Source organism: Streptomyces sp. CBMA156 (assembly GCF_014596515.1).
GTDB lineage: Bacteria > Actinomycetota > Actinomycetes > Streptomycetales > Streptomycetaceae > Kitasatospora.
The window spans coordinates 1-20,455 of record NZ_MSJQ01000294.1 but is presented as its reverse complement, the minus strand read 5'-3'; the positions used below and the strand labels follow the sequence as shown (position 1 = coordinate 20,455).

The window sequence follows — 20,455 nt, the reverse complement described above, 5'->3', positions numbered from 1 at the left end:
GTGCGCGGGGCGCGGGCGCGGTGGGCCGTCCGCCGCCGTCCGCCGCCGTCGCGGCGCCGGGGAACCGGGTTCCGGCCGTCAGGGGTTGAGCGGGCGGCATCGGACGGGCAGGCTGGGGAGGGGCGGGCCCCAACCTCGGCGGTGGGGAGCGCGGCCAGGGGCGGGCGTGGTTGGATGCGGTCGTAGCGTGGAACACCGACCCGGGGCACCGGGCTCCGAACGCCGTCCGAGGCGGTACGGGCACGGTGGCACGGGACTTGAGCGGACGACGACGGCAGGGACGAACGTGAGGATCTTCCACCGGGCACGGCACCGGCCGTCCGCCACCTGGCGGCAGACGACCGACCGGGCCTTCACGCTGATCGGCGACGGCCGCTACGAGGACGCCGGCGCGCTGCTGGTGATGGCCGCCGACCTGGAGCCGTGGCTCTCCGACTCCTGGTTCAACCTGGCCCTGCTGCACAAGTTCCGCCGGGACTGGGAGCAGGCCCGCTCGGCCGGCCTGCGTGCCGTCGCCCTGCTGGACCGCGAGCACGGCGCCCCGGACTGGTGGAACCTCGGCATCACCGCCACCGCCCTCCAGGACTGGCCGCTGGCCCGCCGCGCTTGGCAGGCGTACGGGCTGAAGCTGCCGGGCGGCCCCGGCGGTCAGCCGGACGGCCCGGTCAGCCTGGACCTCGGCACCACCCCGGTGCGGCTCTCCCCGGACGGCGAGTCCGAGGTGGTCTGGGGCCGCCGGCTGGACCCGGCCAGGATCGAGGTGCTGTCCATCCCGCTGCCCTCCTCCGGCCGCCGCTGGGGCGAGGTGGTGCTGCACGACGGAGCCCCGCACGGCGAGCGGGTCACCGACGGCGTCGCCTACCCGGTGTTCGACGAGATCGAGCTGTGGGCGCCGTCCCCGGTGCCGACGTACGTGGTGCTGCTCCAGGCCGCCACCGCCGGGGACCGGGACGCGCTGGAGAAGCTGGTCGCCGACGCCGGCTACGCGGCCGAGGACTGGACCTCCTCGGTGCGGCTGCTGTGCCGGGCCTGCTCGGAGAGCCGGATGGCCTCCGACGACGGCGTCGCCGCCCACCACGACCCGCACGACGACGGCGACGCCGCCCACCCGGGCCACCTCAGCCACCTCAGCCAGGGCGGCGCGGCCGGGATGTCCTGGCTGGTCGAGCGGGAGTGCGGGATCGCCGCCCCGGCGCACCTCGTCCGCACCCTGCTGGACCGCTGGGCCGCGGCCGCCCCCGCAACCCGGGCTTACCGGGATCTCGAAGAAGTGTGCTGAGTACCCTGGTGAGGTAACGCGTACACCGACGGAAGCGGAAGACATGGCGGAGCAGGCCGAGCAGCACCAGCACGAGCACGACGTGGAGGGGACGGCGCCCGAGACGCCCGTGAAGGTGATGGGCGAGGAGCCCGACCTCAGCAAGGGCACCGCGCGCCCGATCACCGTCGTCGGCAACCCGGTGCTGCACCGCGAGGTCAAGGACGTCACCGCCTTCGACGCCGAGCTGTCCGCGCTGATCGACGACATGTTCCAGTCGATGTACGCCGCCGAGGGTGTCGGCCTCGCCGCCAACCAGATCGGCGTCGACCTCAAGGTCTTCGTCTACGACTGCCCGGACGACGAGGGCGTGCGCCACATCGGCCACGTGATCAACCCCGTGCTGGAGGAGTACCCGGCCGACCGCCGCCGCGTCCTCGACGACGGCAACGAGGGCTGCCTCTCCGTCCCCACCGCCTACGCCGAGCTGGCCCGCCCGGACTACGCCGCGGTCACCGGCGTCGACCGGGACGGCCAGCCGGTCCGCGTCGAGGGCACCGGCTTCTTCGCCCGCTGCCTCCAGCACGAGACCGACCACCTCTACGGCACCCTGTACATCGACAAGCTGTCGAAGCGGGACCGCAAGGACGCCCTGCTGCAGATGGCCGAGGGCACCCCGAAGTACGCGACGGTGGCGAACGACTGACGGTGCCGATCGACTGACGGCGCGGTGCGCGCGAGGGCCGGGACACCACGGGTGTCCCGGCCCTCGGCGTCGGGTCGGCTCGCGGCGCCGGGCAAGGGCCGGCCGCGGGGTTTGTATCCGCCGGGTATCGGGCGGCGCTCGGGCGGGCGTCGATGCGGGCGTCGGCGGGCCGGAGCGGGGGAGGCGCCCGGTATCTGCCGTATCGTTCCCTCATCCCCTCCGAGCCGGCAGGAGCCGTCCGCCCGTGTCCTCGCCCGCGCCGTCCCCGAGCCCCGTCCGCGTGCTGCTGGTGGAGGACGACGAGCTGATGCGCCGCTCCTTCACCGTCGCCCTGGAGCGCTACGGCTACGAGCTGCGGGCCGCGGCGGACGGCCTCACCGGGCTGGAACTGTTCCGCGACGAGCCGTTCGACCTGATCATCCTGGACGTGATGCTGCCCGGACTGGACGGGATCGGCCTGTGCCGCAGGATCCGGGAGAGCAGCCTGGTGCCCGTGCTGATGATGTCCGCGCGCGGCGACGGCCTCGACGTCGTCGCCGGGCTGGAGGCCGGGGCGGACGACTACGTGGTCAAGCCGGTCGACACCTACGTGCTGGTGGCGCGGATCCGTTCGCTGCTGCGGCGGGCGACGTACGCGTCGGCGCCGGCGTCCTCGCCCGACGGGGCCGCCGGAGAGGTGCTGTCCTTCGGGGACCTGACCGTCGACACCGCCGGCATGGAGGTGTCCGTCGGCGGGAGGCCGGTGGCGCTGACCCCGACCGAGCTGAAGCTGCTGCTGGAGTTCGCCGCCCACCCCGGGGTGGTGCTGGAGCGGCACACCCTGCTGCGCAACGTCTGGGAGTACGGCTGGGACGGCGACAGCCGGGTCGTGGACCTGTGCGTGCAGCGGCTGCGCCGCAAGCTCGGCCGGGAGCGGATCGAGACGGTCCGCGGCTTCGGCTACAAGCTCAGGCGTTGAGGACGGTGCGCACGTCCCTCCGGAGCACGTCCCCCCTGCGGCGGGTCTCCCTGCGCCGGAGGATCGCCGCGCTGGCCGCCGCCACCGCGTGCCTGGTCGCGGTGGCGGTCGGGGTGCTGGTGCACCTGTGGATCGCCCAGGACATCCGGGACCGGGCCGAGGCGCGGGCCTTCAACTCCGTGTACGCCGCCATGGACGTCTACCGGCGCACCGGAGCGCTGGCCGACGGCGCGGAACTGGACCCGGCCGGCCTGCCCGCCGCACTGCGGCACCCGGCCGACGAGCAGCGGCACACCGCGTACGACGGACGCGTCAAGGGCACCCTCGGCCCGAGCTACTGGGCCGCCCAGCGCACCGCGGGCCCCGGCAGCCCGGTGCTGGCCGTCCAGGTCAACATGGGGCCGGAGCTGGCCGGCCTGCCCCGGCTGGACGCGGCGATGGCGGTGGCCTCGCTGGTCGCGCTCGCGGTGGCCGTACCGGTCGCCGGCTACGGGGCCGGGCTGCTCGCCCGCCGGCTGCGGCGGGTCGCCGAGACGGCGGGCCGGATCTCGGCCGGGGACCTCGACGCCAGGACCGGCCCCACCAGGGGCGGCGACGAGGTGGCCGAGATCGCGGCGACGGTGGACGCGATGGCCGACAGCCTCGGCCGGCGGCTGCGCACGGAGCGGCAGTTCACGGCGGACGTGGCGCACGAGCTGCGCACCCCGGTCGGCGGGCTGCTGGCCGCCGTCGACCTGCTGCCGGCCGGGGAGACCGAGGACCTGATCCGGGCGCGGGTGCGGGACCTGCGGGGGCTGGTCGAGGACCTGCTGGAGGTCTCCCGGCTGGACGCCGGGGCGGAGCGGCCGGTGCACGTGCGCGTGCCGCTCGGGGAGGTCGTCCGGGAGGCGGTGGCGCGCACCGGCTTCGAGGCCGAGGTCGAGGTCGTGGCGTCGGGTGCGCAGGGCGGGCCGGCGCCGGTGGAGACCGATCCGCGGCGGCTGGAGCGGATCGTCGGCAACCTCGTCGTCAACGCGCACCGGCACGGGGCCGCCCCGGTGCGGGTCACCGTCGAGGGCCGTACGGTCGTCGTGCGCGACCACGGCCCCGGTTTCCCCGCCGAACTGCTGCGCCACGGCCCGCGCCGCTTCCACACCGGTGCCGCCGAGCGCGGTTCGGGCCACGGGCTGGGGCTGACCATCGCGGCCGGGCAGGCCCGGCTGCTCGGTGCGGAGCTGCGCTTCGACAACGCGCCGGACGGCGGCGCGGTGGCCACGCTGCGGCTGCCCGGCTGAGCGGTCGCGTGACCGGGCGGTTCGCGCGACCGGCAGGTCCGGCTGCTACAGAACCGCTGCCGAACGGAGCGGGCGCCGATACCCGGCGGCGCGGGGCCCCGATACGTGCTGCGGACACCCTTCGAAGTGCACCGACTCGCCCTTCGGACAGGAGCCCTCCTCGTGACCGCCCACTCCCTCACCACCCTCGTGACACCCGGGATCGCCGCCGCCACCGCCGACCTGACCAAGGTCTACGGCAGCGGCGACACCGAGGTCACCGCCCTGGACGGGGTCAGCGTCGTCTTCCCGGAGGGCGAGTTCACCGCGATCATGGGCCCGTCCGGCTGCGGCAAGTCGACCCTGATGCACTGCGCCGCCGGGCTGGACACCCCCACCTCGGGCTCGGTCCGGATCGGCACCACGGAGCTGGGCGGCCTGGGCGACCGCGAGCTCACCCGACTGCGGCGGGACCGGATCGGATTCGTCTTCCAGGCGTTCAACCTGCTGCCCACGCTGACCGCGCTGGAGAACATCACCCTCCCGCTGTCGCTGGCGGGACGGCGGCCGGACCGCCAGTGGCTGGACCGGGTGGTCTCGACGGTCGGGCTCTCCCAGCGCCTCGGCCACCGTCCGGCCGAGCTGTCCGGCGGGCAGCAGCAGCGCGTCGCGATCGCCCGGGCGCTGGTCGCCCGCCCCGCGATCGTGTTCGGCGACGAGCCGACCGGCAACCTCGACTCGCGCTCCGGGGCCGAGGTGCTCGGCTTCCTGCGGGAATCCGTACGGGAGTTGGGGCAGACGGTGGTGATGGTCACCCACGACCCGGTGGCCGCAGGGTACGCGGACCGGGTGGTGTTCCTGGCCGACGGACGGCTGGTCGACGAGATGGCGCACCCGACGCCGGACCGGGTGCTGGACGTCATGAAGTCCTTCGCCGGCTGAGCCCGCCCCCCTTCTACTTCCGAAAGCTGCTCATGCTGACCACAGCCCTGCGCAACGTCCTCGCGCACAAGGCCCGGCTGCTGATGACCGTCCTCGCGGTCTGCCTCGGGGTCGCGTTCGTCTCCGGCACGCTCGTCTTCGCGGACTCCACCGCGGCCGCCCAACGGGCCGCCGCGTCACGGGACTTCGCCGATGTCGCGGTTACGGTGACGGGCAAGGATCCTGCCGTCCCTGCCGCCTCGTCCGCCCCTTCCGTGCTGACCGACGCGCTCGCCCGCCGGATCGCGGACGTGCCCGGCGTCGCGGCGGTACGGCCGACGGCGGACGGGGCCGCCACCCTGAACGCGGCGGACGGCACGCCACTGCGGGTGAAGCGGGGCGCCAACCGGGCGGCCGCGTACGAACCGGGCCGCCACCCGCTGGTGGAGGGACGGGCGCCGGCCGGCGCCGAGGAGATCGCCGTCGACCGGGGCACGGCGGCCGCGGGCCGCTACCACCTGGGTGACACGGTCACGTTGGCCACGGACGGGCCGGCGCTGACGGCGCGCCTGGTCGGGATCGTGACCACCGGCGACACCCGGGTCACGGCCGGCGGCACGCTCACCCTGTTCGACCGGGCCACCGCCCAGCGGCTGTTCGCGGCGCCGGGGCAGTACACCGCCATCGACGTCACCGCAGCGCCGGGCACCGGCCAGCACGAGCTGGCCGAGCGCATCGAGGCCGCCATCCCGGCCGATCGGGCCGAGGTCACCACCGGACAGGCTCAGGCCGCCCAACAGGCCGTCTACGTCGGGACGTTGACCCGGGGCTACCAGAAGATGCCGATGGTGTTCGCGGGGGTGTCGCTGTTCATCGGGTCGTTCCTGGTGGTCAACACCTTCACCATGCTGGTCTCCGGGCGCACCCGGGAGATCGCGCTGCTGCGGGCGGTCGGGGCGACGCGGCGCCAGGTGGTGCGCTCGCTGCTGGCCGAGGCCGTGCTGGTCGGGCTGGTGTCGTCGGTGGTGGGGTTCGGGCTCGGGCTCGGCATCGCGACCGTCCTGCCCGAGCTGCTGAGCGGCGACGGCGGCCGGCTGCCGCAGGGGCCGCTGGTGATCGGGGCCCGGCCGGTGGCGGCGGCGCTGTTCGTCGGGGTCGGCGTGACCGTGCTCGCCGCCTGGCTGCCCTCGCGGCGGGCGGCGCGGATCGCGCCGGTCGAGGCGCTGCGTGCGGCGGTGCGGCCGGCGGGTGGTTCACGGGTGCGTCCGGTGGTCGGAGCCGTCCTGCTGCTGCTCGGCATCGGCCAGCTGGTCTCGCTCGCGGGTTCGGCGGAGGACGCCTCGGAGGAGAACCTGCGCAGCGCGATGCTCGGCTGCGGGCTCCTGGTCGTCGCGCTGCTGGTGCTGGCGCCGGTGCTGGCCCCGCCGGTGATCCGGCTGACGGGCCGGCCGGCCGGCCGGTTCGGCCCGGCCGGTGAGCTGGCGCGGCGCAACGCCCTGCGCGACCCCCGGCGCACGGCGGCGACCGCGGCCACGCTGCTGATCAGCACCGCGCTGGTCAGCGGGCTCGCCACCATCGGCAACTCGACCGGACAGGCCCTGGACCGGCAGGCGGCGGACGGGCTCGGCGCCGACTACGTGATCAGCACCGGCGACACCATGACGGGCATCGACCCGGCGGCGGCCGGGCGGGTGGCCGGTGTGCCCGGGGTGCGGGGGACGAGCGCGGTCGCGGACTCGACTGCCGTCATCGGGGGACGCGTGCGCGAGATCGCCGGAGTCGACCCGGCCGGCGTCGAGCAGGTGATGAGGCTCGACTTCGCGAGCGGCTCGGTGCGGGACCTCGGCCCGGGCCGGATCGCCGTCTCCAGCACCGTCGCCCGGGAGACCGGGGTGGGCACGGGCGGCCGGCTCGACGTCCGGCTGGGCCGGAGCGAGGAGTCCGCGACGTACACCGTGGCGGGCGTCTACCGGGACAACCCCACCGCGCGGGACGCCGTCGGCCTCCGGGACGAGGTGCAGCGCAACGGCTACAAGCCCGGCTCCGTCCAGCGGATCCTGGTGCGGGGCGACGGCGTGACGGCGGACGGGCTGCGCACGGCGGTCGGCGACAACCCGCTGCTGAAGGTGCAGGACCGGGCGCAGCTGGTGCGCGAGGCGGCCGGGACGATGGGCGACCTGCTCACGCTGATGTACGGGCTGCTCGGCATCGGCGCGGTGATCGCCGCGCTGGGGATCGTGAACACGCTGGCCGTGTCGGTCTCCGAACGGACGCGGGAGATCGGGATGCTGCGCGCCATCGGCATGGACCGCGCCGGCATCCGTCGGATGATCCGGCTGGAGGCCGTCATGGTGGCCGCGTTCGGCACGCTGCTGGGCCTGGCGGGCGGCCTGTTCGGCGCCTGGGCGGTCGGCGCCCTGGCCGGCGGGGCGATGGACGGGTACGCACTGGCGCTGCCCTGGGGGACGCTGGCCCTCGTCTGCCTGGGCTCCCTGGCGATCGGCGCGGCGGCTGCCGCGCTGCCCGCCCGCCGTGCGGCAGCCCTCGGCCCGCTGGAGGCCGTCGCGGAGGGGTGAGGGCGGGGCCTGTCCCCTTCCGGCGTCCCGGTGCGGTGTCCCGGTCCGGTGTCCCCGTCCGGTGCCCCCGTCCGGCGTCTGCGCGCCGGGCGGGGACGCGCCCATGTCACGTTTTCCGGTGGCTGCCCGGTCATCTGTCGGGTGCGGTCGCCGACGTCCGCGCCGCTGCCGGCCGAGAGAGGGGAACGACCATGGAGACCCTGACCGTTCGACGCGTCATCGCCGCACCGATCGAGGACGTGTTCGACTGGTGCGCCACCACCACCAACTACACCCGCTCCCCGCTCATCCTCCGGGCCCGGCTGGCCCGGCCGGGCGCCGATGCCCCGTACGGGGTGGGGGCGGTGCGGCTGCACACCTGGGCGATCGGCTGGTTCCGCGAGCGGGTCACCACGTACGACCGGCCGTACGGCTTCGACTACACGGTCGAGCGCAGCGTGCCGCCGTCCCGGCACGAACTCGGCCGGATGACCTTCACCGAGGTCCCCGGCGGGACGGAGGTCGTGTGGACGACCACCTTCCAGGTCCGCCTGCCCTTCGGCGCGGCCCTCACCCGGGCGGTGGCGAAGCCCGTCATCGCCCACACCTTCGGCCGGATCCTCGCCGCGGCCGACGCCACGCTCACCGCGGGGCGCGGTGCCTGAGCGTGAGTCGCAGGACGGTTGCGTCCGGTCGCCCCGCCCCGGTGTGAGCGCCGGGTGCGGCGGCGGAATGAGGACCGGACCGGCAGTAGGTTGTCACGATGACCGACTCCCTGCCGCCCGGCGGCGTTGTGCTCGACGCGGACGAACTGGATGCCCGGTGGGCGGACGCGTGGCGGCCGGAACAGGTCGCGGAGCGGTTGGACGGGGTCGGCACACCGTGGTGCGTCGCGGCGGGCTGGGCGCTGGACCTTTTCCGCGGCGGGCAGTCGCGGCCGCACGGGGATCTGGAGATCGCGGTGCCGGCGGCGGGATTCCCGGAGGTCCGGGACCGCTTCCCCGCGTACGTGTTCGACGCGGTGGGCTCGGGACGGGTCTGGCCGGCGGCGGGAGCCGAGGCGCTGGCGGCCACGCACCAGACCTGGCTGCGGGACCCGGCCGACGGCCGGTTCCTGTTCGACGTCTTCCGTGAGCCGCACGACGGCGGGACCTGGATCTGCCGCCGGGACGAGGGGCTGCGGCTGCCGTACGACACGGTCACCGAGTGGACGGCCGACGGGATTCCGTACCTGGTACCGGAGTTGGTGCTGCTGTTCAAGGCGAAGGCGGCGCGGCCCAAGGACCAGGCGGACTTCGACGGGGTGCTGCCACTGCTGAGCCGGGCGCGGCGGGACGCGCTCGGCGGGTGGCTGCGGCGGGTGCACCCCGGTCATCCGTGGCTGGCGGCGCTGGCGGGGTAGCTCGGAGGGGCGGCGGTGCGGCGTCAGCCGACCGGGCAGGGGAGGAGCGGCCAGGCGGGGCTGGGGCAGACGATCACGTAGTGGCCGGACCACCGGCTGTCGGAGACCCAGCGGGACCACACCACGTCGGCGCCGGCGGCCAGTTGGGCGGTCGCGTGCCGGCGTCGGACTGCGAGCGGCAGCCAGGGATCGCCGTCGGGGGCGTGCTCTCCGTAGCGTTCCGCGAGCCACTCGGCCGCGTCGGCCGGTGTTGTCCAGGTGCCCCGGATCCGGGTGGCCGGCCGCAGCAGCCACCAGCCCGTCATCATCGGGGGGAGTTCGGAGAGGCGGAACCCCGAACCGTCGACCGGTCGGCGCTCGGATTCCTTCGCCAGGAGCCGGCCGTCCCCGGCCCATTCGTAGCCGTGGAAGTGCAACGTCGCTGCTCCTCGGGGGCGTTGGCGCCCTGGCCACCCGCACGAGACTGAGGGCGGCCAGGGTGGACGGTCGTCAGACCGAGAGGCCGAACCGCGCCGGGTCGATCCCGGCACTGCTCAGTTCGGCGGCCGTGAACAGCAGCGGCTCGCGCTCGGGGCACTTGCTGTCGCCGAGGGCGAACACGCCCGCGGCCTGCGGCACGGCGCCGAGGGTCACGCAGGTCTCGGAGCCGTCGTCACCCCCGCCCTGGTTGCCGCCGCACGCGCGGCTGAACTCGACCCGGGAGAGGTCGAGTTCGTACAGGTTGTGATCGGTCATCGCCTTCACCTTCCGGTGTTGGTGTCCCGCCCGGGGCCGGGCGGAAGGATGAGGGGAGATCGGCCCGTCAGCGCCACAGGCTGATGCGGGTGGTGAGCTGGTCGGCCGGCACCTGACGCGGCTCGGCGTCAGGCGAGAAGAGGGGGCGGACCAGCGCCCGGCCGTCCTGGGCGCCGACCACCTCGACCAGGCGCCCGGTGGTCAGGTCCTTCCGCACCGGGTTGTTGTCGATCCGTGCCATGAGTTCCGCGTGCGTACGGCGGCGATTGAAGTTGATCGGCGGTACGGAATCCGCAGTGGACATGAAGCGCTCCCGTGGCTCTCGGATCTGTCGATCGAGAATTAAGCTACGGCTTCCGGGGGCTGCGATCCAGGTTCAGTCGAGATCCCGCATAAACTCCTCCGCGCACTGTCGGAGAAAATCGGAAGAGGCCTCGCCCGTCAAGGCATGACCGAGAAACATGTCGAAAAGTGCTATATGGTGATCGACGTCCTGGGGGTTGCGCAGGACCACTTCGCCGGAGAACAACTCGATGGTGACCAAGCGATCGTCATAGATGACAAAGATGTTCATGGGCGTGCCGCGAACAGGAATTCCCTGCGGGATGATCGAAATCTCCACATTGGGCTTCTCTGCAATGGCCGCCATGTGCAGCATCTGGGCCGCCATGACCGGCCGGCTCGCTCGCTGCCATCTGATGGCCTGCTCGGTCATCAAGAATATGAAGTGGCGCTTAGGGTCGTCCAGGACGGACTGCCGCTCGATGCGAGCCTGAACCACCCTGGCCACATCGCTTGCCGGGCTGCTTCCAACGGTCGGTGTCAGTGTTGCCATGGCGTACTCGCGCACATGCAGGAGTCCTGTCGGAATTGCCGGAAGGAAGTGGCGCATCAGGCGTGAAGAACCTTCGAGGGCCTTCAGTTCCGCCTGTTTGTGATAGAGCCCGAGTCGGGCATATGTGCGCCAGGCGACGTATTCGACATTCGCTGCCCGAGCGAGGTCAAGGAGTTCTCTCGTCACCTCGGGGGGAAGGCCTTCGAAGGCTGAGAGGATCAGTTCAACGTCGACTACCGTGGGGAGAGTCTTCCCGGTCTCTATCCTGCTGATCTTGGACTGGCTCATATTGCAGCGCTTGGCCAAGCGTTCCCCGGACAAGCCAGAGGCCTTGCGGAGGCCCCTCAGGGCCTCCGCAAGGTTTTTTCTCTGCCGTCCTTGATGTTCAGGTTCGAGCACTGTTCCACTCTGTGAAGCTGACTGATTCCGCGAGGGCGAGGTCGCGCCACCTGCGGTATGCGGAAAGGTTCGGGTTCGAGATCAACTCACGGTTGACCTGCGTTCCGTCGACTCGATAGTTCAGATGGACGACGACCTCGTCATCAAACATCCAGAAATCTTGTTTCGGAAGGTCGAGCGAGCGGCCGGAAAGGTCGACAATCCGATAGTCCTCGCCGGCGGCGACGTTGCCGGGAATGCACCAGTCGAAGAGGTACCGGCTGTAGTCCGTGAGTGGCATTGTGATGACCTTGGCGCGGGTCATGGTTCTGCCGCCGACCCGGTGGCCGCTGATCGTCCTGTGCCACTCGGCGTTGAAGTCATCGGGTCTGGCCATGCCGGCCAGGAAGGCCTGGACGCTCTCGGCCTCGGTGGGCATTGTGTAGACCTGGTGGACTTCGAGCCGGAAGGCCGACTGCTGGAAGGTCCTGAAGTAGCTCTGCCACTCCTCACCATCCAAGAGCACGGAACGCCCCCCTCAATACGTCCTCCGGGATCTCCACGACGGACTCGCCAACTGGTGTGGCATGGTCAACGTCGTACCCTTGAACGGCGATCGTGCCCCGGTCTGTCATGTAGATCGTGGGACAGTCGCCGTTGCCGCACCCGTTCCCGTTCCCGTCGTCGGACGTGCTGCACGGGCCGCCCGCGATCATGGTCAGTTCCACTACGCCCCCTCTGTAGATGGTGCACGACAAGCTACGGACAGTGGCCGACAGGACACAAGCGTGGACGCACTGCTATTCGCGTTCCTGCATAGACTCGCCGGAATCCGACTCGCCCTGGGTGGGGTTGGTCGCTCCCGCCCGGCGTGAACGCCGGGCGGGAGCGGGGGAGTTCAGCGGGCGAGGGTGGTGGTGATGGTGATCAGGTGGCTGGTCCAGTCGGTCATGTCGCCGACGTAGAGGGTCACGCTCCAGCTGTCGTTGCGGGAGAGGCAGTTGGTGACGCCCTCGCCGCCGCCGGGGCCGATGCAGAGCCGGATGAAGTCCCGGTGGGCCTCGCGGATGGGGAGGTCGCGGACGCGCTCCCAGAGAACGGGGAGGGCGTGGTCGAGGCTGGGGAAGTCGGTGGGGCGCATGATGCCGGCGATTCCGGCCCGGACGAAGCTCACGCGGCGTCCGCCTCGGGGGAGATGTGGCACCAGACGAACTTCCCGACGCCGCCTTCGCGCGGGCAGCAGCCCCACTGGGTGGCCAACTCCTTGACGAGCAGCAGGCCTCGGCCGCTCTCGGCGGTGGTGGAGGCGGGGCGGTAGGAGGGCTCCTGGCTGTCGGCGTCGTGCACCTCGATGCGGAGCGTGTCGTCCGGGGCGAGCTGGAAGCGGACGAGGATGAGGAGGTTGTGCGGGGCGCGGCAGTGCCGGACGGCGTTGGTGACCAGCTCACTGACCAGCAACTCGCCGGTGAAGACGAGGAGTTCGCCGGAGGGGTGGGGGAGGAGGAACTTGTGGAGCGCCCAGCGGGCGGCGCGGGGGGAGGAGCGGTGTCGGGGGAGCCAGCAGCTCCGCTCGATGGGGGCGGGGGAGGGGGAGAGGTCTTCAGGCATGGCAGGGCCACCTATGGGGTGTGCAGGTGAAAGCGGCTGAAGAGGGCATGGGGATGCCCGGCGGTGAGCCCCGCATCGGTCACTCCGTGTGGGTTGACTCACTACTCCAGGTAGCATGCACCTGCGCCGGTGCTATCTGCAAGCGAAACAAATGCAACGATGCAGAATTCGCTACGCTGGATTGACGAACCGTCACGCGGCACACTGTGGCTCGTAAGGTGAGAGGACTTGTGCATGGCTGATGAACCGAAGCCGACCGTCCGCGCCCGCCGACTCGGCTCGGAGCTTCGCCGTCTGCGCGAAGCTGCGAGCAAGGGGACGGAGGATGCGGCGCAGGCCCTTGCTTGCTCCCGCGCCAAGATCAGCCGCATAGAGACCGGGGTGTCGGGTGTTCGCCGGCTGGACCTCGGGATCCTGCTGGATCTGTACGGGCTGACAGGCAAGGAGCGTGACGCTCTTGAGGTGCTGGCCCGGGACAGCAAGAAGCGCGGGTGGTGGCACGACTACGGGGACACGATCCCGCCGGCCTACGCCGACTTCCTCGGGCTTGAAGGGGACGCCCGGTACATCCGAACCTGGCAATCCATGGTGGTGCCGGGCTTGTTGCAGACCGAGCACTACGCACGCGCGGTGTTGGAGGCCAATCCGGCTGCCGTTCGCCCGGAGCGCATCGATCAGCTGGTCAAGATTCGGATGGAACGGAAGGAGGTCCTCTCCAAAGCCGACCCGGCCAGATTCTGGGCGATCATCTGGGAGCCGGCGCTCAGGTGCCCCGTCGGAGGGAGAAAGGTCCAACGAGCGCAGCTGGCACACCTGGCCACAGCCGCTCAAATGCCCAACGTGACCTTGCAGGTGGTGCCGATGGAGGTCGGTGCGACTGCTGGCGCGTGCGGAGCCTTTGTGATGTTCGGGTTCACGGACTCCCCGAACCCCGGAGCGGTCTTCCTGGAGACGCTGACGAGTAGCCATTACATGGAGAACCAGGCGGAGCTGGACGGCTACGGGCTGGTCTTCGAGTACCTCCGGTCATCGGCGCTGAACCCGGTGAAGTCGCTGGATATGATCTCGGCAATTGCAGCGGAGACGTGAGCACAAGACCAGACAGGGGTGTGAGCGCGATGACCGTACCGGAGATTGCTGTTCGGGACTGGTTCAAGAGCAGCTACAGCGCTCAGGCGAACGACTGTGTGGAGGCCGGTCGGCTGATCCTGGGCGGAATGGTGGTCCGGGACTCGAAGGACTCAGGCGGGCCGGCCCTGGCGTTCACCGCGGATGCCTGGGACGCCTTCCTCTCCGGGGTCAAGTCCGGCGACTTTCCGACTGACTGAAACAACAGAGGTGCCCCGCACGGGCTGTGGCCGTGCGGGGCACCTCCGTCGTATCTGCGGCCTAGAAGTCGTCGTCGAAGGCTACCGAGCCCTCGACGGCCACCTGGTACGCCGACACGCGACGCTCGAAGAAGTTGGTCAGCTCCTGCACGTTCTGGAGCTCCATGAAGCCGAACGGGTTGGTCGAGCCGTACCGGATCGGCAGGCCCAGCCGCGCCAGGCGCTGGTCGGCCACGGCCTCCAGGTACTCGCGCATCGAGTCGGTGTTCATGCCGGCCAGACCGTCGCCGCACAGGTCCTGGGCGAACTGGAGCTCGGCCTCGACGGCCTCCTCCAGCATCTCCGTCACCTGCTTCGCCATCTCGTCGTCGAAGAGGTCGGGCTCCTCCTCGCGCACGGTGTCGACCACCGACATGGCGAAGTCCATGTGCATGGACTCGTCGCGGAACACCCAGTTGGTGCCGGTCGCAAGACCGTGCAGCAGACCGCGCGACCGGAACCAGTACACGTACGCGAACGCGCCGTAGAAGAACAGGCCCTCGACGCACGCCGCGAAGCAGATCAGGTTGAGCAGGAACGCCCGGCGATCTTCCTTCGTCTGCAACGAGTCGATGTGGTCGACCGCGTTCATGTACTTGAAGCAGAACTGCGCCTTCTGGCGGATGGAGGGGATGTTCTCCACCGCCGCGAAGGCCGCGTTGCGGTCCTCCGGGTCGGGCAGGTAGGTGTCGAGCAGCGTCAGGTAGAACTGGACGTGCACGGCCTCCTCGAACAGCTGACGCGACAGGTACAGCCGCGCCTCCGGGGAGTTGATGTGCTTGTAGAGGCTCAGCACCACGTTGTTGGAGACGATCGAGTCACCCGTCGCGAAGAACGCGACCAGTCGCCCGATGAGGTGGCGCTCGCCCTCGCTGAGCTTCGCCAGGTCGGCAACGTCGGAGTGCAGGTCCACCTCCTCGACGGTCCAGGTGTTCTTGATGGCGTCCCGGTACCGGTCGTAGAACGACGGGTAGCGCATCGGGCGCAGGGTCAGCTCGAAGCCGGGGTCGAGCAGCATCTTCTGGCGGTCGTCGGACATTACTGGCAGGCCTCGCAGGACTCGGGGTTCTCCAGGGAGCAGGCGATGGCGGCTTCCTGCTCAGGGGTGAGGGTCGGGCTGTTCACGGGCACCGGCGCGGGCGCGGCGGCACGAGCGGTGCCGGACGCGGCCTGGGCGATGCGGGTGGCCGGGCGCGAACGCAGGTAGTAGGTGGTCTTCAGACCGACCTTCCACGCGTAGGCGTACATCGAGCTGAGCTTGCCGATGGTCGGCGCCGCCATGAACAGGTTCAGGGACTGGCTCTGGTCCAGGTACGGCATGCGGGCCGCGGCCAGGTCGATCAGCGCGCGCTGCGGCAGCTCCCAGGCCGTGCGGTACAGCGAGCGCACCTCGGCGGGCAGCCAGTTCAGCTCCTGCACCGAGCCGTTGGCGTCGCGCAGCGCGTCGCGGGTCTGCTGGTCCCAGACGCCGAGGTCCTTGAGCTCGCGCACCAGGTACGGGTTGACCTGGAGGAACTCGCCGGACAGCGTCTCGCGCTTGAACAGGTTGGACACCTGCGGCTCGATGCACTCGTACACGCCGGCGATGGACGCGATGGTCGCGGTCGGCGCGATCGCGAGCAGCAGCGAGTTGCGCAGGCCGGTCTCGGCGATCCGGGCGCGCAGCGCGGTCCAGCGGTCGGCCCACTGCGGGGCGGCCGTCGGGAAGTGGTCGATGTGCAGCTCGCCGCGGGCCGCGCGGGTCTCGCCGTACGCCTCGTGGCGGCCGAGCTGCTCGGCCAGGTCGGCGGAGCGCTCGTACGCGGTGAGCATGATGCGCTCGGCGATCAGCGTCGAAAGGGCCTTCGCCTCGGCCGAGTCGAAGCCGATCCGCAGCTTGAAGAAGACGTCCTGGAGGCCCATCACGCCGAGGCCGACCGGCCGCCAGCGGGAGTTGGAGGTGCCGGCCTCGGTGGTCGGGTAGAAGTTGATGTCCACCACGCGGTCGAGGAAGGTGACGGCGGTGCGCACGGTGGCGTCCAGCCGCTCCCAGTCCATCGCGCCGGCGAGGTCGCCGGCGGAGGCCCCGGCGGCCACGTGGGCGCCCAGGTTGACCGAGCCCAGGTTGCAGACGGCGGTCTCGGAGTCGTCCGTGACCTCCAGGATCTCCGTGCACAGGTTGGAGGAGTGCACGGTGCGGCCCGGCAGCGCGGTCTGGTTGGCGGCGCGGTTGGAGGCGTCCTTGAAGGTCATCCAGCCGTTGCCGGTCTGCGCCAGGGTGCGCATCATGCGGGCGTACAGGGTCTGCGCCGGGATGGTGCGGACGGCCTTGCCGGCCTGCTCGGCCTTGAGGTACGCCTCGTCGAAGTCGGCGCCCCACAGGTCGACCAGCTCCGGCACGTCGGCCGGGGAGAACAGCGACCAGTCCTGGTTGGCGTTGACCCGGCGCATGAACTCGTCCGGGATCCAGTGCGCCAGGTTGAGGTTGTGGGTCCGGCGGGCCTCTTCGCCGGTGTTGTCGCGGAGCTCCAGGAACTCCTCGATGTCGGCGTGCCAGGTCTCCAGGTAGACGCAGGCCGCGCCCTTGCGGCGGCCGCCCTGGTTGACGGCGGCGACCGAGGAGTCGAGGGTGCGCAGGAACGGCACGATGCCGTTGGACTTGCCGTTGGTGCCGCGGATCAGGCTGCCGCGCGAGCGGATGCGCGAGTAGGACAGGCCGATGCCGCCGGCGTGCTTGGACAGCCGGGCGATCTGCGCGTAGCGGTTGTAGATCGAATCCAGGTTGTCCAGCGGCGAGTCGAGCAGGTAGCAGCTCGACATCTGCGGGTGCCGGGTGCCGGAGTTGAAGAGCGTCGGCGAGGAGGTCAGGTACTCCAGGCGGCTCATCAGGCCGTACAGCTCGGCCACCTCGCGCACCGACTGCTCGCTGTCGCCGACCGCCAGGCCGCACGCGACGCGGAGCAGGAAGTGCTGCGGGGTCTCGATCACCTTGCGGGTGATCGGGTGGCGAAGCAGGTAGCGGGACTGCACGGTGCGCAGGCCGAAGTACTCGAAGCGGTCGTCGCCCCCGGCGTCGATCAGCGCGTCCAGCGCGGCGGCGTGCTTGGCGACGAAGTCGGCGGTGGTGTCGCCGATCAGGCCCTCGTCGTGGCCGACGGTGATCGAGGCGGAGAAGGACACCGAGCCCTGGCTGTTCGCCTCGTCGACGATCTCCAGCGCGAGCAGCCGGGCGGCCAGCTTCGAGTACTGGGGGTCCTCGGCGATCATCGACGCGGCGGCGTCCACGGCCAGCCCGCGCAGCTCGGCGAAGTCCGAGCCGGCGTGGCGGCCGCGCAGCGCGGCGGCGGCGACATGGCCGGGGTCCACCTCGGTGAGGTCGACGCTGCGGTCGGTGAGCAGCCGCAGCAGGGCGCCGCCGGGGTCGGAGACCGTCGGGTCGGTGAAAACGGTACCGGTGCCCTGGGCGGGCAGGGTGGCTGAGGCTGCGGTGGTCAAGGCGCTCTCTCCTGGCGGCGATCGGCGGCTGTGATCGGGGGGCCACCGGGCCGATGGGGGCAGGGGAGCACGGCACGAACGCACACGGCGTCGCGCGACGGTTACTCCCCGGCCCGCCCGCGAGGCCCGGAGGGGTACTGCTCGTGCTCGCGCGGCCTCTGCGGGAGGGCCGTGGCGCACACTGTCCGGCAGGTAATCGGACTCGCGGGCACGGCTGCTGGAGCCGCCCGCTCACCGCTGCGGGGCAGTCCCGGATTCGCACCGGGTTCCCCTGCATCGACAGCAGAAGCGAGCATACATGTTGTGCCGCCGGACTGCGGTGGCACCATATGTTGTGGCTGTCGTGTCGCGGGTGTGGCTGAGCGGGGTGGCCCGTCAGTGCTTCAGATAGACCTTGTACGTGCTCGAATCACCGGTCGGCGAGGTGAACTGGGCGACCAGCCGGTAGTGTCCGGCGGCGGTCAGGGCGTCGCTCAGGGCCCGGTCGGTGGCCTTCGGCGCGGTGCTGTCGAGGACGACCATGGTGAACCAGCCGTCCCGGATCGCGGCCACGCTGCCGGCGTCGCCGTGGTGCTGCACCCCGGCGACGTCGCGGTAGTCCGTGCCCGCCCGCGCGGAGACCCACTGCTCGGGTCGGGAGACGCCGCCCAGGTAGTACTCGGCGAGTCCGTCGACCTCGGTGAGGTAGCGGCCCTGGGGCTCCGCGTGGACCCGCAGGACGGCCAGCAGCCGGCCGGAGTCGGGCCCGTTCTGGTAGCGCAGGGCGGACTGCTCCAAGCCGAGGGCGAGCAGCGCGACCCAGACCAGGATGCCCAGCTGGGGGTGGCGGAAGTGGGCGCCGACCAGCCGGGTCAGGCCGACCCCGGCGAGCGGGGCGGCGAGCAGCATGCCGTAGCCGAGGTGGCGGAACAGCGCGCCGGAGGTGCCGGTCCACAGGTGGGCGGCGGGGACCAGCAGGGCGGTGACGGTCAGGACGGCCCCGAGCAGGGCGCGCAGGCCCCGGGTGGTGGGGACGGCGTCCTTCTCCGGCGCGTCGTGCTCGTTGATCTGCTCGTGGCGCGCGTAGGCGATGGTGCCGGCCACCGCGAGGACGGTGAACAGGCCGGCCCACTGGAGCGTGCCGAGCAGGATCGAGCCGGCTGAGCCGGGGGCGTTGCCGCGCGAGGGCGACCACCCCGCGACCCTGCCGAGGGTGCCGTACGGGAGCAGCAGCAGGAGGGTGCCGGCGCCCGTCAGCAGCGCGCGCAGGGCGGCGGGCCCCGGCCGCTGGTACGGCCGGGCGCAGGCGAACGCGAGGGCGACCAGGGCGGGGACGGCGAAGGCCGCGGAGTAGGCGACGGCGCAGGCCAGCGCCGTGGGTGGGGCGGCGAGCAGGGCCAGGGCCGGATGCCGTCGGGCGGTGAACACGGTGGTCCAGGCCGCGACGGCGACCAGCAGGACGGCGAGCGACTCGGGCGCGGCGTAGAAGCCGACCACGACGGTGGACTGGAGGACGGCGTAGACGGCGATGGCGCAGATGGCGACCCGCTCGTTGAACAGCCGCCGGGTCAGCGAGTACAGCAGGACGGTGGTGAGCAGCGCGAAGCCGAGGCTGAGCAGCCGGGTGCCCCAGATGCCGCTGGCGTTCGCGGCGGCGCCGGCCAGCGGCGGGTAGAGCCAGGGCGAGCCGTGCACCCGGTCGACCAGGTCGGTGGTGACCGGGGTGCCGTGCAGCAGGTGGGCCAGCTGCTGGCGGCCGGAGACCATGGTGGCGGCCTCGTCGGGGTGGGCGGCGGCCAGCAGGCGCAGCGAGAGCGCGGCCTGCACGGTGAGGACGGCGCCCAGCAGGCCGCGGGCGATCCAGCGGCGGCGCGGGCTGGGGCCCGGGTCCCAGCTGATCGCGGGGACCTGCGGGATGGTGTACGGGGCCAGTTCTATGTTGTCGGGGTTGTCCACCGCCACGGCCGTGCGGGCCTCGGCGGCGTCCGGTCCGGGCTCGGCGGTGTCCGGTCCCGGCTCGGCGGGTCCCGGCTCGGCGGGTTCGGGCTCGGCGGCCCGGCGGCGGGCCGCGCGGCCGTGCGGGACGGGGGGGAACTCGGACTCAGTGCTCATCTGGGGTTCCGGATGTCGAAGCCGTAACGGGGGTCGGACACGCGCTGCTTGAACGCGGCGAGGGTGTCCGGGACGGCCTCGACCCGCCAGTCCGCCCGCTTGACGATGTTGAACCAGACGAAGCCGACGACGTCGTCGTGCGCCTCCAGGCCGGTGAACAGCTGGTCGACGTCCGCGCGTTGGCGCTTGCCCTGCTCGGAGGCGGTCTCGCTGATGAAGAAGGGCTTCTTGGAGAAGCCGCGGATCTCGGCCATGGTCGGCCCGTACAGCGCCTCGAAGGTCTTCGGTCCGGTGCGGGTGAAGTAGCCGGTCATGCCCGCCCAGTCGACGTAGGTGTCGCCGGGGTAGTACGGCGCCAGGCGGGTGTTGGGCGCGGGGTCGGTGATGTTGGGGCTCCAGACCCAGATCACGTTGGTGGCGCCGGCCTGGTCGAAGATGTCGTGGACGTGGCGCCAGGCGGCCACGAAGTCCTCGGGGGTGGCGGCCTGACGGCCCCACGGGTACCAGTCGCCGTTCATCTCGTGGGCGATGCTGATGGCGATCGGCAGGTTGAACCTGGCGACGGACTTGGCGACGCCGCGCACGTAGTCGTCGGTGTCGCCGGCCGCGATCGAGGCGAGCGAGCGGTCGTGCGGTTCCCAGGCCATGAAGGGCAGTGCCCCGGCCTCGTGGATCCGGCGCGCGCCGGCGGTGTCGAAGCCGCCCTTCCAGTGGGCGTAGAACTCCAGGACGTTGGGCTGCTTGCCGATCGCGGCGCTGTAGCCGGGCAGCGCGTCCATCGTGGCGGGGACGTCGGGCAGGGCGGCGCCGAGGTACTTGTGGTCGGGCTTGAGCAGCGGCGTGACGTCGTACGGGACGCCGGCCGGCAGGGCCTTGGGCGTCCCGGCAGGCGCGCTCGGCGCGGCGCCGGGGGC

21 protein-coding genes and 1 riboswitch are annotated in these 20,455 nt (G+C 71.8%); of the genes, 10 read left to right on the top strand and 11 right to left on the bottom strand.

Annotated elements, in window-relative coordinates; translation table 11 throughout:
• Positions 1 to 286 precede the first annotated feature (286 nt).
• The 8 genes from BU198_RS25880 to BU198_RS25845 all read left to right on the top strand — a co-directional run bounded on the left by BU198_RS25880 (position 287) and on the right by BU198_RS25845 (position 9,053).
• Complete coding sequence (locus tag BU198_RS25880) at positions 287 to 1,279, top strand: tetratricopeptide repeat protein (RefSeq protein WP_188299282.1); 993 nt, start codon at positions 287 to 289, stop codon at positions 1,277 to 1,279.
• A 43-nt stretch (positions 1,280 to 1,322) separates the two neighbouring features.
• Entirely contained in the window at positions 1,323 to 1,964 is a 642-nt protein-coding gene (def, locus tag BU198_RS25875) for a peptide deformylase (RefSeq protein WP_188299281.1), read from the top strand.
• 244 nt (positions 1,965 to 2,208) lie between these two features.
• Complete coding sequence (gene cseB / locus BU198_RS25870; protein ID WP_317620320.1) at positions 2,209 to 2,922, top strand: two-component system response regulator CseB; 714 nt, start codon at positions 2,209 to 2,211, stop codon at positions 2,920 to 2,922.
• Positions 2,919 to 4,196, top strand: a complete 1,278-nt coding sequence (locus BU198_RS25865; RefSeq protein WP_411293233.1) for a sensor histidine kinase — start codon at positions 2,919 to 2,921, stop codon at positions 4,194 to 4,196. Before cseB ends, BU198_RS25865 begins: the two co-directional genes overlap by 4 nt.
• A gap of 189 nt (positions 4,197 to 4,385) precedes the next feature.
• Positions 4,386 to 5,117: an ABC transporter ATP-binding protein gene (locus BU198_RS25860; protein WP_188299283.1), complete on the top strand. Its 732-nt coding sequence runs from the start codon at positions 4,386 to 4,388 to the stop codon at positions 5,115 to 5,117.
• 32 nt (positions 5,118 to 5,149) lie between these two features.
• The gene (locus BU198_RS25855) at positions 5,150 to 7,672 is read left to right on the top strand and encodes an FtsX-like permease family protein (RefSeq protein WP_188299280.1); all 2,523 of its coding nucleotides are present in this window, start codon (positions 5,150 to 5,152) and stop codon (positions 7,670 to 7,672) included.
• A gap of 191 nt (positions 7,673 to 7,863) precedes the next feature.
• A complete protein-coding gene (locus BU198_RS25850) occupies positions 7,864 to 8,316 on the top strand; it encodes an SRPBCC family protein (RefSeq protein ID WP_188299279.1) in 453 nt (150 codons plus the stop codon).
• 98 nt (positions 8,317 to 8,414) lie between these two features.
• Positions 8,415 to 9,053, top strand: a complete 639-nt coding sequence (locus tag BU198_RS25845; protein ID WP_188299278.1) for a nucleotidyltransferase domain-containing protein — start codon at positions 8,415 to 8,417, stop codon at positions 9,051 to 9,053.
• A 23-nt stretch (positions 9,054 to 9,076) separates the two neighbouring features.
• Here BU198_RS25845 and BU198_RS25840 read toward each other — a convergent pair whose 3' ends face one another.
• The 7 genes from BU198_RS25840 to BU198_RS25810 form a co-directional block, all read right to left on the bottom strand.
• Positions 9,077 to 9,469, bottom strand: a complete 393-nt coding sequence (locus BU198_RS25840; protein WP_188299277.1) for a hypothetical protein — start codon at positions 9,467 to 9,469, stop codon at positions 9,077 to 9,079.
• Positions 9,470 to 9,542: 73 nt separating this feature from the next.
• A complete protein-coding gene (locus BU198_RS25835; protein WP_188299276.1) occupies positions 9,543 to 9,788 on the bottom strand; it encodes a DUF397 domain-containing protein in 246 nt (81 codons plus the stop codon).
• Between the two features lie 67 nt (positions 9,789 to 9,855).
• Positions 9,856 to 10,092, bottom strand: coding sequence for a hypothetical protein (locus BU198_RS25830; protein ID WP_188299275.1), 237 nt, complete (start codon positions 10,090 to 10,092; stop codon positions 9,856 to 9,858).
• A 72-nt stretch (positions 10,093 to 10,164) separates the two neighbouring features.
• Positions 10,165 to 11,022: a helix-turn-helix domain-containing protein gene (locus BU198_RS25825; protein WP_188299274.1), complete on the bottom strand. Its 858-nt coding sequence runs from the start codon at positions 11,020 to 11,022 to the stop codon at positions 10,165 to 10,167.
• Positions 11,009 to 11,527, bottom strand: a complete 519-nt coding sequence (locus BU198_RS25820) for a DUF6879 family protein (RefSeq protein WP_188299273.1) — start codon at positions 11,525 to 11,527, stop codon at positions 11,009 to 11,011. The genes BU198_RS25825 and BU198_RS25820 overlap by 14 nt, the downstream gene beginning before the upstream one ends.
• 372 nt (positions 11,528 to 11,899) lie before the next feature.
• A complete protein-coding gene (locus BU198_RS25815; RefSeq protein ID WP_188299272.1) occupies positions 11,900 to 12,175 on the bottom strand; it encodes a hypothetical protein in 276 nt (91 codons plus the stop codon).
• Positions 12,172 to 12,609 carry an ATP-binding protein gene (locus tag BU198_RS25810; protein WP_188299271.1) on the bottom strand — a complete coding sequence of 146 codons (438 nt, stop codon included), beginning with the start codon at positions 12,607 to 12,609 and terminating at the stop codon, positions 12,172 to 12,174. Before BU198_RS25810 ends, BU198_RS25815 begins: the two co-directional genes overlap by 4 nt.
• A gap of 234 nt (positions 12,610 to 12,843) precedes the next feature.
• Between BU198_RS25810 and BU198_RS25805 the strand changes: the two genes are divergently transcribed.
• Both BU198_RS25805 and BU198_RS25800 read left to right on the top strand, forming a co-directional pair.
• Positions 12,844 to 13,698: a helix-turn-helix domain-containing protein gene (locus BU198_RS25805; protein ID WP_188299270.1), complete on the top strand. Its 855-nt coding sequence runs from the start codon at positions 12,844 to 12,846 to the stop codon at positions 13,696 to 13,698.
• Positions 13,699 to 13,727: 29 nt separating this feature from the next.
• The gene (locus BU198_RS25800; protein ID WP_188299269.1) at positions 13,728 to 13,937 is read left to right on the top strand and encodes a DUF397 domain-containing protein; all 210 of its coding nucleotides are present in this window, start codon (positions 13,728 to 13,730) and stop codon (positions 13,935 to 13,937) included.
• Between the two features lie 61 nt (positions 13,938 to 13,998).
• On the opposite strand, the gene BU198_RS25795 is transcribed toward BU198_RS25800, so the two are convergent.
• The 4 genes from BU198_RS25795 to BU198_RS25780 form a co-directional block, all read right to left on the bottom strand.
• Positions 13,999 to 15,015 (bottom strand): ribonucleotide-diphosphate reductase subunit beta, encoded by a 1,017-nt coding sequence (locus tag BU198_RS25795; RefSeq protein ID WP_188299268.1) that lies wholly within the window; start codon positions 15,013 to 15,015, stop codon positions 13,999 to 14,001.
• On the bottom strand, positions 15,015 to 17,426 hold the full coding sequence (locus tag BU198_RS25790) for a ribonucleoside-diphosphate reductase subunit alpha (RefSeq protein WP_223244936.1): 2,412 nt from the start codon (positions 17,424 to 17,426) through the stop codon (positions 15,015 to 15,017). Before BU198_RS25790 ends, BU198_RS25795 begins: the two co-directional genes overlap by 1 nt.
• Positions 17,427 to 17,619: 193 nt before the next feature.
• Positions 17,620 to 17,779: riboswitch (cobalamin riboswitch) on the bottom strand.
• 46 nt (positions 17,780 to 17,825) lie between these two features.
• Positions 17,826 to 19,541 (bottom strand): glycosyltransferase family 39 protein, encoded by a 1,716-nt coding sequence (locus tag BU198_RS25785; RefSeq protein WP_188299266.1) that lies wholly within the window; start codon positions 19,539 to 19,541, stop codon positions 17,826 to 17,828.
• On the bottom strand, positions 19,538 to 20,455 hold a 918-nt coding region (locus BU198_RS25780; protein ID WP_188299265.1), incomplete at its 5' end, for a glycoside hydrolase family 26 protein. The genes BU198_RS25785 and BU198_RS25780, both read right to left, overlap by 4 nt.